This window comes from Streptomyces sp. NPDC058307, from assembly GCF_042880295.1.
In the GTDB taxonomy this organism is placed as follows: Bacteria; Actinomycetota; Actinomycetes; order Streptomycetales; family Streptomycetaceae; genus Streptomyces.
Genome location: NZ_JBHVYZ010000030.1, coordinates 21,296 through 35,257, shown reverse-complemented (window position 1 = coordinate 35,257; position 13,962 = coordinate 21,296). Strand labels below are relative to the sequence as shown.

Genomic DNA, 13,962 nt, shown 5'->3' with positions numbered 1-13,962 from the left:
GCGGTCACACCTCCTCGGATTCGGGTTCGGTGAGCAGCGGGTAGACGCCGTTCTCGTCGTGGTCCTCCCGGCCGGTCACGGGCGGGTTGAACACACAGATGCAGCGGAAGTCCTCCTTGACCCGCAGGGTGTGCCGCTCGTGACCGTCCAGGAGGTACATGGTCCCCGGGGTGATCGAGTGCGTCTGCCCGCTCTCGTGGTCGGTCAGCTCGGCCTCGCCCTCGACGCAGACGACGGCCTCGATGTGGTTCGCGTACCACATCGACGTCTCCGTGCCCGCGTACAGGATCGTCTCGTGCAGCGAGAAGCCGACCCGCTCCTTGGCGAGCACGATGCGTTTGCTCTCCCAGGTGCCGGACGCGGCCTTCACATGACGGTCGGTGCCTTCGATGTCCTTGAACGAACGGACGATCACGGTGCTGCGATGCCTCCTACGTAGACGGTGATGTGCCGGCGGTGGTTCAGACGGTCCAGGTGGGTCCAGGTGGGTCCAGGTGGGTTCAGGCGGTTTCCCGTACGGCGCGGGCGAGGATGCTGAGCCCCTCGTCCAGTTCCTCGGGGGTGATCGTGAGCGCCGGGAGCAGCTTCACGACCTCGCTCTCGGGGCCCGACGTCTCGATGAGCAGCCCGAGTTCGAAGGCCCGGTGCGCCACCCGGCCCGCGCGGTCCTTGTCGTGGAACTCCAGGCCCCACACCAGGCCGCGACCGCGGTACTCCCTGATGTCGGCCAGGTTCTCCTCGGTGATGGAGATGAGGCCCTGCTCGAGCTGCTCGCCGCGCCGGAGGGTCTGCTTCTCCATCGCGGAACCGTCCGCCCAGTACTGCTCAAGGGTGGCGGTGGCCGTGACGAAGGCGGGGTTGTTGCCGCGGAACGTGCCGTTGTGCTCGCCCGGCTCCCAGACGTCCAGCTCCGGCTTGAACAGGCACAGGGACATCGGAAGGCCGTAGCCGCTGATGGACTTGGACACGGTGACGATGTCCGGGGTGATGCCCGCCTCCTCGAACGAGAAGAAGGCACCGGTGCGTCCGCAGCCCATCTGGATGTCGTCGACGATGAGCAGCATGTCCTGCCGCTCGCACAGTGCGGCGAGGGCCTGGAGCCACTCCTTGCGGGCGACGTTGATGCCGCCCTCGCCCTGCACCGTCTCGACGATCACGGCGGCCGGCTTGTTGAGGCCGGAGCCCTGGTCCTCCAGGAGCCGCTCGAACCACAGGAAGTCCTCGACGGTGCCGTCGAAGTAGTTGTCGAACGGCATGGGGGTGCCGTGGACCAGCGGGACACCGGCGCCGGCCCGCTTGAAGGCGTTGCCGGTGACGGCCAGGGAACCCAGCGACATCCCGTGGAAGGCGTTGGTGAAGGACACGATGGCCTCGCGCCCCTTCACCTTCCGCGCCAGCTTCAGCGCGGCCTCTACGGCGTTGGTGCCCGTCGGGCCCGGGAACATGACCTTGTACGGCAGGTCGCGCGGGCGCAGCACCAGGTCCTGGAAGGTCTGCAGGAAGGCGCGCTTGGCGGTGGTCGACATGTCGAGCCCGTGCGTGACGCCGTCGCGCTCCAGGTAGTCGATCAACGCCCGTTTCAGCACGGGGTTGTTGTGGCCGTAGTTCAGTGAACCGGCGCCGGCGAAGAAGTCGAGGTACGCGTGGCCGTCCTCGTCGTACATGCGGCTGCCCTGCGCGCGGTCGAAGACGGTGGGCCAGCCGCGGCAGTAGCTGCGCACCTCGGACTCGACGGTCTCGAAGACGCTGAGGTCGGGCTGGGTGATGGTCACGACGAATCGCTCCTCGGGTGCGTGGGGGTGCGTGGGGGTGCGTGGGGGGTCAGGCGGAGGGAGTGGCGGAAGCGGGGGAGAGGGGCCCGATGCGGTAGAGGACCTCGGGGTCGTGGGGACCCTCGGGGAACAGGTCCGCGTCGAAGAGCACCTCGCGCTCCAGGTGTGCGCCGCGGCGTTCGGCGAACGCCGTGAACAGCCGCTCGGAGGCGGTGTTTCCCGGCGTGATGGTGGTCTCGACGGTGGTCAGCCCGCGCTCGGCGGCGAGCCGCGCGGTCAGTGAGTCGAGCAGGGCGGCGGCGAGTCCCCGGCCGCGGTACGCCGAGTCCACCGCCACCTGCCAGACGAGCAGGGTGCCGGGGCGGTCCGGGCGGACGTACCCGGTGACGAAGCCGATCGGCTCCCCGCGGTCGTTGCGTGCCACCGCCGACGTGGCGGCGAAGTCGCGACACCACAGCAGATAGCTGTACGACGAGTTCAGGTCGAGGACCTCGGAGTCGCGGGCGATCCGCCACAGCGCGGCTCCGTCCGCGACCGTCGGCCGGTCGATTTGCAGGTCTGCTTGTGCGGCAGTCATGCGAATTGAATTTACCGAGGGAAATTAAAAATTGCATCGCCGGGTGGGGTTACGTGGGGACGCTTCATGTGTTATCACGCGGGCGCGCACTGACGCGCAAGGAGTGTCCGTTATATACCGTTACGCCCAGCAAATAAGGGGCGAATTGATCAAGGTGTGGAACGCGTCACAAGCGTGTAACCACCACGAGATCTCCTCGAATTCAGCCGGTTCGCGTTCGCAGAATCTTTGCGTTTAGGCCGATGGAAAACGGGCAGAAGAATACGGGAAGCTATTCACTGATAAACCGCGGAATTACTCCAGGAATTATGCACCGGTAACCCCGTCGATGCGTTCCCGTAAGATGTCGGCGTGTCCGTTGTGCCGCGCGTATTCCTCGACCAGATGAAGGAACACCCACCGCACACTCACCTCGACCCCGGCCATCGGCCCGTCGGTGATCCGCCCGCTGTCGTCGAGCGACCGCCCCGCGCACACCTCCCGCCCCCGCTCGATCTCCCGCCGCCAGACGGCGAGCGCGTGGTCGAGCCCTCGCCGCGCGTCGAGGGCGTACCCGGTCGGCTCCTCGAAGACGGGCGGCAGGTCCAGCCCGCCGACGACTCGCCGGCACCAGTTCCGCTCCACCTCGGCGAGATGCTGGACCAGCCCGAGCAGCGTGAGCGCGGACGGCTCGGCGGACGCGAGCCGCACCTGCGCGTCGTCCAGCCCCGCGCACTTCAGCTCCAGCGTGGCCCGGTGGAAGTCGAGCCAGCTCTCCAGCATGGGGCGCTCGGCGCCGGTCAGTAACGGGATGGGGCGGCCGTCGGGAAGCGTATGAGTGGTCATGGGCCGACGATGCCAGTGCCAGAACCACTGCGTGTCCGTTCAGCCCCGAGCGCAAAGGAACCCCGGCCCAGAGGCGCCCCCTCGGGGGCGCGGGGAACGGCGCGAGCGGCCACGACGGCGCCGCAGCCGCAACGCGCGGCCAGCGCTGGCGGCGCGTCTCTTCCGTTGCCCGCAGTGCGTTCTCGACGTCCGCCGTGAGGCTCTTTCAGGGGCGCGGGGAACGGCGCGACCGGCCACGAAGGCGCCGCAGTCGCTACGCGAGCAGTCGCAAGGGCCCGCAGTCGCTACGCGAGCAGTCGCAATGCCACCGCAGCCGCAACGCGACCCGGCATCCGAGGTCGGGGCGCTAGCGCCACGCCTCTTCCGCCGCCAGCAGCGCGCCCTCCACGTCCACCGCGAGCCCCTTCTCGCGCAGTGCCGCGCCCAGCGACGCCAGGCTCGCCCGTACGGCTCCCTGTGTCGCGTCCAGGCCGTAGTGGTTGACCCGGATCATCTCCGCGGCCAGCGCACCCCCGCCCGCGGCCAGCGGCAGCGCGGGGTCGGACGCCAGCGCCCGGGCGACGAGGTCCGATGCCACCACACCGGCGGACGAACGCAGCGTCGTGGCGACGGGAGCGGCCTCGTGGTCCGCGTACACGTAGGGCTCCAGACCGCCGCCCAGCGCCCGCGCCCCCGCCCGGGTCGCCGCGGCGGCGGCCCGGTGCCGCGCCATCACCGCGTCCAGCCCGTCCGCCTCGATCCGCTCGACGCACGCCTCCAGCGCCAGCATCTCCAACTGCGCCGGAGCATGCGGCAGGGCGCGACGGCCGCCGTCGATCCAGCGCTCCTTCCAGTCCAGCAGGGACAGGTACGACCGCCGCGGCGCCGCCGGATTCGCCGCCATCCGGGCCCACGCCCGCTCGCTCACCGACACCGCCGACACCCCTGCAGGACCGCCCATCGCCTTCTGCGCCCCGATCACGCACAGGTCCACACCCCACGCGTCCGGCAGCACCGGCTCGGCCCCCACGGAGGCGACCGCGTCCAGGTAGAAGAGAGCACCCTGCTGCCGTACGACGTCCGCGATCTGCGCGACCGGGTTCGTGTTGCCGGTCGCCGCCTCCGCGTGCACCAGCGACACGAAGTCGATCGCCGGGTGCTCCTCGAAGGCCGCCGAGATCTGCTCCGCCGTCACCGCCGTGTGGAACGGCACCGCGAGGTCGATCACCGTCGCGCCGCAGTCCCGCAGCCAGTTCCCGAAGGTCTGCCCGTACGGACCGGTGATGACGTTCAGCGCGGTCGTCCCCGGACCGGCGGCGGAGCGGATCGCCCCCTCCAGTGGCAGCAGCGCCTCGCCCTGCATGATCACGACGTCCTGCTCGGTGCGCAGCAGCCGCGCCACACGGTCCTCGATCGAGGCGAACTGCGCCGCGCCGAGCGGGGCCAGGTCCAGGAAGGGGTGCGTCACGGCGGTGCTCTCTTCGCTCACTGGGGTAGACGTGAACGAGCGTAACCGTTCCCGACCACCCCCCAACGACCGGCGACTTCTTAGGCTGAACGGCCTCGCGACCATCGGAAAGGTTTGAGACACCCAAACCTTTCCTTATAATCGGAACCCACAGTTCCCCCACAGGAGGCCTCCCGTGAACACCCTCTCCGGGCGCCGGACCCGCGTCCTGGCCGCCACCACCGCGACGGCCGGGCTCCTGCTCGTCGCTGCCTGTACCTCCAGCGACGACGGCGGCAGCGGTTCGAAGACCGCCGCGGGCGGGGTCGAACTCGTCAAGGGCGGACAGCTCACCACCTGCACCCACCTGCCCTATCCGCCCTTCCAGTCGGAGATCGACGGCAAGGTCCAGGGCTTCGACGTCTCTCTCATCGACCTGGTCGCCAAGGACCTGGGCGTGAAGCAGGACATCCTCGACACCCCCTTCGAGAACTTCAAGACCGGCGCCTTCCTCAACTCCGGCTCGTGCGACCTGGCCGCGGCCGGCATGACCATCACCGCGGAGCGCAAGAAGAACGTCGACTTCTCGGACCCCTACTTCGACGCCACCCAGGCCCTCCTGGTCACCAAGGGCAGCGGGATCTCCTCGCTGGCCGACGCCAAGGCGAAGAAGGTGAAGCTCGGCGCCCAGGCGCAGACCACCGGCGAGGACTACGCCAAGGGCCAGGGCTTCGACCCGGTCTCCTTCGAGTCCTCCGACGCCGTCCTCAACGGCCTGCGCTCCGGCCAGGTCAAGGCCGTCGTCATCGACTACCCGGTCGTCCAGGGCTGGCTGAAGAACAAGGCCAACGCCGACGCCTTCCAGATCGCCGACAACATCAACACCGGTGAGCAGTACGGCTTCACGGTGAAGAAGGGCAACACCAAGCTGCTGGCCGCCATCAACAAGGCGCTCTCGGACGCCAAGGCCGACGGCACGTACAAGAAGCTCTACGAGAAGTGGATCGGCCCGTACGACGAGTCGGTCGCGTCTCCCTCCGCCTCATGACCGCGGCGAACACGCAAGTCCAGCCTCGCAAAAAGGGTCTGACCCGACGTCAGAAGCGCAGTCTGTCCCGCGGCGTCCAGTACGCCGTCTTCGTCGCCGCCGTGATCGCCTTCGCGTTCTCGGCGGACTGGGGGCGGCTGAAGAACCAGTTCGCGCAGGCGGACATCGCCGACCAGATGTTCCCCGACGTCATCACACTGGCGCTGAAGAACACCGTGCTCTACACGCTGTCCGGCTTCGTCGTCGGACTGGTCCTCGGCATGGTCATAGCGCTGATGCGGCTGTCGTCGGTGGGCCCCTACCGCTGGTTCGCCGGTGTCTACATCGAGATCTTCCGCGGGCTGCCCGCCCTGCTGATCTTCATCTTCATCGGCGTGGCCGTACCGCTCGCGTTCCCCGGCACGGAGATCATCGGCGGCACCTACGGCAAGGTCGCCCTCGCGCTCGGCCTGGTGGCGGCGGCCTACATGGCGGAGACGATCCGCGCGGGCATCCAGGCGGTGCCCAAGGGGCAGCTGGAGGCGGCCCGTTCACTGGGCTTCTCACCGGCCCGCGCGATGGTCTCGATCATCATCCCGCAGGCGTTCCGGATCATCCTCCCGCCGCTGACCAACGAACTCGTCCTGCTCTTCAAGGACTCCTCCCTGGTGCTGTTCCTCGGCGTCACCCTGGAGGAGCGCGAACTGTCCAAGTACGGCCGCGACCTGGCCAGTACGACCGCCAACTCCACGCCGATCCTCGTCGCGGGGCTGTGCTACCTGCTGGTGACGATCCCGCTCGGGTTCGTGGTCCGCCGTATGGAGGCCAAGGCCCAGGAGGCCGTGAAATGAGCCGACCGGAGATCCAGGTCAAGGGCCTGCACAAGTCCTTCGGCGACAACGAGGTCCTCAAGGGCATCGATCTGGAGATCGGCCAGGGCGAGGTCGTCTGCGTGATCGGCCCCTCCGGCTCGGGCAAGTCCACGCTGCTGCGGTGCGTGAACCTCCTGGAGGAGCCGACGAAGGGCCAGGTCTTCGTCGGCGGCACCGAACTCACCGACCCCGACGTGGACATCGACGCCGTACGCCGCCGTATCGGCATGGTCTTCCAGCAGTTCAACCTGTTCCCGCACCTCACGGTGACCGAGAACCTCACGCTGCCGCAGCGCAGGGTGCTGCGGCGGGGCAAGGCGCAGGCGGCGAAGGTGGCCGCCGAGAACCTCGAGCGCGTGGGCCTCGCCGAGAAGGCGGACGCCTACCCGGCCTCCCTGTCCGGCGGACAGCAGCAGCGCGTCGCCATCGCCCGGTCCCTGTCCATGGGCCCCGAGGTGATGCTCTTCGACGAGCCGACCTCGGCCCTCGACCCGGAGCTGGTGGGCGACGTGCTCGCGGTCATGCGGATGCTGGCCCGGGAGGGCATGACGATGATGGTCGTCACCCACGAGATGACCTTCGCCCGCGAGGTCGCCGACCGGGTCGTCTTCATGGACGACGGAGCGATCGTCGAGGACGGCACCCCGGACCGGGTCATCGGCGCCCCGAGCCATGAGCGCACCCGCCACTTCCTCTCCCGGCTCCTCGACCCGGCGATGGCCGACGTGGAGGAGAACGGCGCCGGAAGTGACGCCGGAAAGGACATCCGGAACGACACCTGAAAGGACGCCTGAAGGACGCCTGAAATGGACGTATGTTCCCCTGTCACGCAGACCCGACAAGCACCATCATCCGGGCATGACGACTCTCGACGACGCGGGCGGCTTCGGAGCGGGCGGCCCTCTGCCCCCGCTGCCGGAGGACTGGGAGCGCTGCCTCGCCGTGGCGGCGCACCCGGACGACATCGAGTACGGGACGGCGTCCGCGGTGGCCCGCTGGACGACAGAGAGCAAGCGGATCGCGTACCTGCTGGTCACCCGCGGTGAGGCGGGCATCGACGGACTGCACCCGGATCAGGCGGGCCCGCTGCGCGAGGCCGAGGAACGGGCGGGCGCGCGGGAAGTGGGCGTGGCGACCGTGGAGTTCCTCGACCACCGCGACGGGATGATCGAGGAGGGGCCGGCCCTGCGCCGCGACCTCGTGCGGGCGATCCGGCGGCACCGGCCCGAGGTCGTGGTGACGGGGGCGTACACCGTGCGGATGGTCGCCGGGGTGGTCAATCAGGCCGACCACCGCGTGGTGGCCTGGCCGCCCTCGACGCGGCCCGCGACGCCGGCAACCGCTGGATCTTCCCCGAACTCGCCGACGAGGGCCTCGAACCCTGGGGCGGCGTCCGCTTCGTGGCCGTCGCCGGCGCCGGCCGGCCCACCCACGGCGTCGACGTCACCGGCGAACCCCTGGAGCGGGGCATCGCGTCCCTGGCCGCACACGCCGAGTACACCAAGGGCCTCGGCGCGGGAGCCTTCCCACCGCGCCCCTTCCTGACCTGGGCGGCCCGCCGGGACGGCCCCGCCCTCGGTGTCGAGGCGGCGGTCCTCTTCGACGTCCACCAGCTCGCCTTCGAGGGGCCACCGCCCTGGGAGCGGTGACCTCGGGCTGGCTAGGGTGCGGTCATGAGCGATCGCGCGGTGCTGCACGTGAAGGGGCGGATCCTGGCCGGCCCCGAGGACGTCCGGGACGAGCTGTGGGTGGTCGACGGGCGGATCTCCTACGACCGTCCCCTCGCCGCCCGTGACGTCCGCACGGTGTCGGGCTGGGCGCTGCCCGGCCTGGTGGACGCGCACTGCCATGTGGGCCTCGGCCCGCACGGCCCGGTCGACCAGGACGTGGCCGAGAAGCAGGCCCTGGCCGACCGGGAGACCGGCACCCTGCTGATCCGCGACGCCGGATCGCCCTCCGACACCCGCTGGGTGGACGACCGCGAGGACCTGCCGAAGATCATCAGGGCCGGCCGGCACATCGCCCGCACCCGCCGCTACATCAGGAACTTCGCCTGGGAGATCGAGCCCGAGGACCTCGTCGCGTACGTCGCCCAGGAGGCCCGGCGCGGCGACGGCTGGGTGAAGCTGGTGGGGGACTGGATCGACCGTGAGGTGGGCGACCTGGCCCCCAGCTGGCCGCGCGAAGCGGTCGAGCCGGCCATCGCGGAGGCCCACCGCCTCGGCGCCCGCGTCACCGCGCACTGCTTCGCCGAGAACTCCCTGAAGGACCTGGTCGAGGCGGGCATCGACTGCGTCGAACACGCCACCGGGCTCACGGACGACCTGATCCCCCTCTTCGCCGAACGAGGCGTCGCGATCGTGCCGACCCTGGTCAACATCGCGACCTTCCCCAAGCTCGCGGACGGCGGCGAGTCCAGGTTCCCGCGCTGGTCCGCCCACATGCGACGGCTTCACGAACGCCGCTACGACACCGTCCGGAGCGCCTACGACGCCGGCATCCCGGTGTACGTCGGCACGGACGCGGGCGGCACCCTCCCGCACGGCCTGGTGGCGGCGGAGGTCGCGGAACTGGTGACGGCCGGAATCCCCCCGCTGGACGCCCTGTCGGCGACGACATGGGGTGCCCGGAGATGGCTGGGACGCCCAGGACTGGAGGAGGGCGCCGCCGCGGACCTGGTGGTCTACGAACAGGACCCCCGCACGGACGTACGCGTACTGGCGGCCCCGCGGCAGGTCGTGCTGAACGGGCACGTGGTGGAGTAGGTCCCGGACCGCCTCCGTGCACTCGAAAGCGTGCGCGGATGCGCCACGATCGTGTGAACTCCCGGCGGACCGCTGTCGAACGACCGGCGGTGCGACATCCTTTCGAGGTCCCGAGCCCGTCCTCTCTGGGGGTCCCGCCACCGTGAACAGCACCGACTTCCGCATGCCCGCACGCCGTCTCGCCACCGTGGCGAGCGCCACCGTCCTGGCCGCCGGTCCCGCGGTGCTGGCCGGCGCGGGCGCCGCGCACGCGACCGGCGACCAGGGACGCGCGAGCGCCGTCGTCCTGCGCACGGGGCTGGACGTCAACCTGCTCGACAAGACGGTGAACGTGCCCCTCGCGGTCACTCTCAACGAGGCCCAGGCGCCCCGGAGCGCCCAACAGACCGCCCTGACCGCGACGTTGGACGGCGTGGACGGTGGGCGGCCGTTCAGCGTGCTCGCCGCCGAGGTGGCCGACGCCGAGGCGACGGTCGCCGACGGGAAGGCCGAGGCCTCCACCCGCCTCACCCACGCCACGTCCCGGGTCTCCCCCTGCTGTCGCTCATCGAGATCGAGGGCGTCACGTCCACGGCGACCTGTGAGGCCGGCAGGACACCGACCGCCTCCACGAACCTGCTCGGCGCGGTGACGGTGCTCGGCAAGAAGGTCACGGTGACCGCGGGCGGCCCGACCGACGTCAAGGTGCCCGGCGTCGGCGAGGTGCGGCTCGACCTGTCGAGGAACGCGACCACCTCGCGCACGGCTGCCGCGACCGCGCTCGAACTCACCGTTTCCGTCAACCCGTTGAAGCTGGGCGTCGCCGACGTCGAGGGCACCCTGACCCTCGCGAAGGCGAACTGCGAGGCCCCGGCCGCGTCGAAGCCCCCCGCGGCCGACGTCGAACCCCAGGGCGGCCCCGTCGAGCAGGCGGGCCTGGCCGAGACCGGCGGCGGCTCCCTCACGCCGTACCTCGTGGGCGGGGCCCTCGCGCTGCTCGTGGCCGGCGGGGGAGCGGCGGCGGTGGCCCGGCGCCGGCGCTGACCGCGGACATCGACCACGCGGTCGCACGCCGTCCTGCTCTGAGAGCGTTTTCATCGGCAACGGCACATCGACGCAACAGCCTGACCTGCCATAACTCCCCACCTTTGTCAGAACTGTTGACCCCTGCATGAAAGCGCTTTAACTTCCTCTTCGATCTGCCCCACCAGGAAGAGGGATAGCCTTGGCAGTCGTCCGAAGAAAACGCTTTCAGGGCAGAGCCCTGCTCCTGCTGATGCTGCCCGGCCTCGCCTACTTCCTGCTTTTCCACTACGGGGCACTGGTCGGCAACGTCATCGCGTTCAAGGAGTACGTCCCCTTCGACGGCCTCTGGGGCAGCCCCTGGGTGGGAGCGGGCAACTTCCAGCGGATGTTCGAGGACACCGCGTTCTGGGACGCGGTGCTCAATACGGTCTGGATCGCCGTCCTCCAGCTCGTCTTCTACTTCCCGGTCCCGCTCGGCCTCGCCCTGCTGCTGCACAGCCTCACCTGGAGCAGCGTCCGCCGGTTCGTGCAGTCGGTCGCCTATCTCCCGCACTTCATCTCGTGGGTGATCGTCGTCGCCCTCTTCCAGCAGTTGCTCGGCGACACCGGGCTGCTCAACTCCGGCCTGGACGGCATGGGGTTGCACAGCGTCGACATCATCGGCAACCCCGACGCCTTCAAGCCGCTCGTCGTGGCCCAGGTCATCTGGAAGGACGCCGGCTGGGGCACGATCATCTTCCTCGCCGCCCTCGCCCAGGTCGACGAGCAGCAGTACGAGGCCGCCGCGATCGACGGGGCGGGTCCCTGGCGGCGCTTCTGGCACGTCACCCTGCCCGCCGTCCGCCCGGTGATCGTGCTGCTGCTCATCATGCGGCTCGGCGACATCCTCTCGGTCGGCTTCGAGCAGATGCTGCTCCAGCGCGACGCGGTCGGCCCCGAGGCCTCCGAGATCATCGACACCTTCGTCTACTACCAGGGCATCGTCGGCGGCGACTACGGATTCGCCGCCGCCGCGGGCCTGTTCAAGGGCGTCGTCGGCGCCCTCCTCGTCTACGCCGCCAACAAGGTCGCCCACCGCCTCGGCGAACAGGGGGTCTACAAGTGAGTGCCCAGGCCCGTCCGGGATGGATGGAGAAACCGAAGCCGGTGACGCAGGCCGCGAAGGCGCTCGCCCTCGCCGTGGTCGTCCTGCTGGTCTGTGTGCCGTTCCTCGTCATCGTGTCGACCTCGCTCGCCTCCACCGAGGAGGTCGTCGACAACGGGGGCTGGGTGCTGTGGCCCACCCACCCCTCTCTCAAGGCCTACCGCGACATCCTCGACGGCGGCATCGTCACCCACGCCCTCGGGGTCAGCGTCGGCGTCACGGTCGTGGGGACCGCGCTGAGCCTCCTGTGCACGGTCACCCTCGCCTACGCCCTCGCCCGCCCCGGCGTCCTCGGCGGCAAGCCCGTCCTGCTCCTGGTCCTGTTCACGTTCCTCTTCCCGCCCGGCATGATCCCGAGCTTCCTGCTGGTCAAGGAGCTGGGCCTGCTGGACAGTTACGCCTCGCTGGTCCTGCCCGTGCTGGTCAACGTCTTCAACCTGGTCGTCCTGCGCGGCTTCTTCCAGGGCATCCCCGACGAGCTCTACGAGGCCGCGCGCCTCGACGGGGCCGGGGACCTGCGGGTCCTGGTCTCCGTCGTACTGCCGCTGTCCAAGGCCGCGTTGGCCGTCGTGGGGCTCTTCTACGCGGTGGCCTACTGGAACTCCTGGTTCTACGCCTCCCTCTACCTGGAGAGCGACCACTGGCCCCTCCAACAGGTGCTGCGCACCTACGTGGTGGCCGGTTCCGGGCTCACCGACGCCACCACCGGCGAGGGCACCGTCACCGCCCCGCAGACCGTGCAGATGGCAGTCCTCGTGATCGCCACCGTGCCGATCCTGCTGATCTACCCCTTCCTGCAGAAGTACTTCACCAAGGGCGTGCTCACCGGCGCCATCAAGAGCTGACCCAAGCCGAGCCGACCAAGCCGACACGAGGTGATTCACCCATGTCCAGCCTGTCCCGACGCACCCTGCTGCTGTCCGCGGCCGCCCTCTCCGTACCCGGTGCGCTGACCGCCTGCTCCACCGGATCCGGCGACAGCGACGTCTCCAACGCGGGCAAGAAGCTGGCCCCCTGGCCCGCGTACAAGGCCGCGAGCGGACCCAAGCCGGACCTCGCCCCCACCGAGGCGGGCGTCCAGGCCGGATACACCGCCTACCCCGCCGACCTCGTCAGGTCCGTCTCCCGCACCCCCGGTGACGGCTCGACCGTCAAGGTCATGTCGGTCTCCTTCGGCACCCCGCCCAAGCCGGCCTCGGCGAACCGGTTCTGGGCGGCCGTCGAGAAGGCGCTCGGGGTGAAGATCGAGTACACGATCGTCTCCCAGGCCGACTACCAGAAGAAGATGGCCACGGTCATGGCGGCCGACCCCGACACCCTGCCCGACATCATCAACCTGTTCTCCGGCTTCGTCCTGCCCCGCGAGGCTGAGTTCGTGCAGCGCCGGGCCGAGGACCTCACCCCGTACCTCTCCGGCAAGGCGATCACCGACTACCCGAACCTCGCCGGGATCCCCACCCACGCCTGGCAGGACATGGGACGCATCGGCGGCCGCATCTACGGCATCCCCCTCGAACGCCCGCTGCCCGGCTCCACGCTCTGGCTCAACCAGGGCCTGTTCACCGACGCCGGCATGAAGGAGGGCTGGACCTCCGAGGACTTCGCCGCCGTCGCCCGGCGGGCCACCAGCGGCCGCACCTACGCGCTCGGGGCCGCCAACGGCTCCCTGTTCGGCAACGCCGTGCACGCCGCCGCCCACAACGCGCCCAACGAGTGGGCCGTCACCAAGGACGGCACCTTCCGGCACTGCGCGACCGACGAACGCTACAAGGCCGCCATCGCCTACCAGGCCCGGCTCCGCAAGAACGGCTCCTACTACCCCGACTCGACGTCCGTCTCCCAGATCGACCTCACCACCCTCTACTACAACGGCACCGTCGGCTCCATGCAGGACGGCTTCGGCGCCTACCTCCCCAAGTACCGTGAGTCGCAGGGCAAGTTGACCCCGGCCGCGGCCCTCCCGTACAGCGTGGACGGCACGCCCGGCGGGATCGTCGCCGCCCGCCGCTCCTTCGGCTACACCGTCCTGAAGAAGGCCAAGAAGGAGCGCGTCGAGCTCCTCCTGCGCATCCTCGACTATCTCGCCGCCCCCTTCGGCAGCCAGGAGTGGGAGCTCGTCCACTACGGCGTCGAGGGCACCCACTTCACCCGCGGCAAGGACGGCTCGCCCGAGCCCACCGAGCTCGGCGAGGTCGAGAACAACACCAACCTGCCCTTCAAGTACCTCGCAGAGGGCCCGCAGGTGCTGTTCGTGCCGGGCATGCCGGACGCCGTACGGGCCCTGCACTCCTGGCAGCAAAAAGTCGTGCCGCACGCCATCCGCAACGCCTCCAACGGCCTGCAGTCCCGCACCAAGAACGCCCAGGGCACCACGCTCAAGGCGCTGCTCGACGACGCCGTCACCGGGATCGTCGCCGGACGGCTGCCGCTGTCCGAGTGGGACGCGGTGGTCAAGAAGTGGCGGGCCCAGGGCGGCGACAGAATGGCCGGGGAGTTCGCGAAGGACTACGCGGCCAACACATGAGGCGCCGCCGGTGCACCAGCAGACG

Annotated in this window: 12 protein-coding genes and 2 pseudogenes; 9 read left to right on the top strand and 5 right to left on the bottom strand. The window is 69.8% G+C overall.

All coding sequences use genetic code 11. The features are described from left to right. Positions 1–4: 4 nt before the first annotated feature. The 5 genes from ACFVYN_RS22030 to ACFVYN_RS22010 all read right to left on the bottom strand — a co-directional run bounded on the left by ACFVYN_RS22030 (position 5) and on the right by ACFVYN_RS22010 (position 4,621). Positions 5–415 (bottom strand): ectoine synthase, encoded by a 411-nt coding sequence (locus tag ACFVYN_RS22030; protein ID WP_356585739.1) that lies wholly within the window; start codon positions 413–415, stop codon positions 5–7. Between the two features lie 85 nt (positions 416–500). Continuing rightward, the gene (gene ectB, locus ACFVYN_RS22025; protein ID WP_390001061.1) at positions 501–1,772 is read right to left on the bottom strand and encodes a diaminobutyrate--2-oxoglutarate transaminase; all 1,272 of its coding nucleotides are present in this window, start codon (positions 1,770–1,772) and stop codon (positions 501–503) included. Positions 1,773–1,821: 49 nt separating this feature from the next. Next, the gene (gene ectA / locus ACFVYN_RS22020; RefSeq protein WP_390001060.1) at positions 1,822–2,349 is read right to left on the bottom strand and encodes a diaminobutyrate acetyltransferase; all 528 of its coding nucleotides are present in this window, start codon (positions 2,347–2,349) and stop codon (positions 1,822–1,824) included. A 306-nt stretch (positions 2,350–2,655) separates the two neighbouring features. Continuing rightward, on the bottom strand, positions 2,656–3,174 hold the full coding sequence (locus ACFVYN_RS22015; protein ID WP_390001058.1) for a DinB family protein: 519 nt from the start codon (positions 3,172–3,174) through the stop codon (positions 2,656–2,658). A 346-nt stretch (positions 3,175–3,520) separates the two neighbouring features. Beyond that, complete coding sequence (locus tag ACFVYN_RS22010) at positions 3,521–4,621, bottom strand: pyridoxal-phosphate-dependent aminotransferase family protein (protein ID WP_390001149.1); 1,101 nt, start codon at positions 4,619–4,621, stop codon at positions 3,521–3,523. A gap of 175 nt (positions 4,622–4,796) precedes the next feature. Here ACFVYN_RS22010 and ACFVYN_RS22005 point away from each other — a divergent pair, with 175 nt between their 5' ends. The 9 genes and pseudogenes from ACFVYN_RS22005 to ACFVYN_RS21965 all read left to right on the top strand — a co-directional run bounded on the left by ACFVYN_RS22005 (position 4,797) and on the right by ACFVYN_RS21965 (position 13,937). Next, positions 4,797–5,648: a transporter substrate-binding domain-containing protein gene (locus ACFVYN_RS22005; protein ID WP_390001057.1), complete on the top strand. Its 852-nt coding sequence runs from the start codon at positions 4,797–4,799 to the stop codon at positions 5,646–5,648. Next, entirely contained in the window at positions 5,645–6,478 is an 834-nt protein-coding gene (locus ACFVYN_RS22000) for an amino acid ABC transporter permease (RefSeq protein WP_390001055.1), read from the top strand. Before ACFVYN_RS22005 ends, ACFVYN_RS22000 begins: the two co-directional genes overlap by 4 nt. Then, positions 6,475–7,281, top strand: coding sequence for an amino acid ABC transporter ATP-binding protein (locus ACFVYN_RS21995; RefSeq protein ID WP_390001054.1), 807 nt, complete (start codon positions 6,475–6,477; stop codon positions 7,279–7,281). The genes ACFVYN_RS22000 and ACFVYN_RS21995 overlap by 4 nt, the downstream gene beginning before the upstream one ends. 76 nt (positions 7,282–7,357) lie before the next feature. Next, positions 7,358–8,148, top strand: a pseudogene (locus tag ACFVYN_RS21990) (PIG-L deacetylase family protein). A 24-nt stretch (positions 8,149–8,172) separates the two neighbouring features. Next, positions 8,173–9,264, top strand: a complete 1,092-nt coding sequence (locus ACFVYN_RS21985; RefSeq protein ID WP_390001052.1) for an amidohydrolase family protein — start codon at positions 8,173–8,175, stop codon at positions 9,262–9,264. Positions 9,265–9,406: 142 nt separating this feature from the next. Further along, positions 9,407–10,287 (top strand): annotated as a pseudogene (locus ACFVYN_RS21980) (SCO1860 family LAETG-anchored protein). A 232-nt stretch (positions 10,288–10,519) separates the two neighbouring features. Then, positions 10,520–11,374: an ABC transporter permease gene (locus ACFVYN_RS21975; protein ID WP_390001148.1), complete on the top strand. Its 855-nt coding sequence runs from the start codon at positions 10,520–10,522 to the stop codon at positions 11,372–11,374. Then, positions 11,371–12,258 (top strand): carbohydrate ABC transporter permease, encoded by an 888-nt coding sequence (locus ACFVYN_RS21970; RefSeq protein ID WP_390001050.1) that lies wholly within the window; start codon positions 11,371–11,373, stop codon positions 12,256–12,258. Before ACFVYN_RS21975 ends, ACFVYN_RS21970 begins: the two co-directional genes overlap by 4 nt. Positions 12,259–12,299: 41 nt before the next feature. Then, positions 12,300–13,937 carry an extracellular solute-binding protein gene (locus ACFVYN_RS21965; RefSeq protein ID WP_390001049.1) on the top strand — a complete coding sequence of 546 codons (1,638 nt, stop codon included), beginning with the start codon at positions 12,300–12,302 and terminating at the stop codon, positions 13,935–13,937. The last annotated feature ends 25 nt before the right edge of the window (positions 13,938–13,962 follow it).

Coding starts and splice junctions, on each gene's coding strand:
- ACFVYN_RS21985 (WP_390001052.1), top strand. CDS start 8,173: ATGAGCGATCGCGCGGTGCTGCACGTGAAGGGGCGGATCCTGGCCGGC.
- ectA (WP_390001060.1), bottom strand. CDS start 2,349: ATGACTGCCGCACAAGCAGACCTGCAAATCGACCGGCCGACGGTCGCG.
- ACFVYN_RS21965 (WP_390001049.1), top strand. CDS start 12,300: ATGTCCAGCCTGTCCCGACGCACCCTGCTGCTGTCCGCGGCCGCCCTC.
- ACFVYN_RS21975 (WP_390001148.1), top strand. CDS start 10,520: ATGCTGCCCGGCCTCGCCTACTTCCTGCTTTTCCACTACGGGGCACTG.
- ACFVYN_RS22000 (WP_390001055.1), top strand. CDS start 5,645: ATGACCGCGGCGAACACGCAAGTCCAGCCTCGCAAAAAGGGTCTGACC.
- ACFVYN_RS21995 (WP_390001054.1), top strand. CDS start 6,475: ATGAGCCGACCGGAGATCCAGGTCAAGGGCCTGCACAAGTCCTTCGGC.
- ACFVYN_RS22015 (WP_390001058.1), bottom strand. CDS start 3,174: ATGACCACTCATACGCTTCCCGACGGCCGCCCCATCCCGTTACTGACC.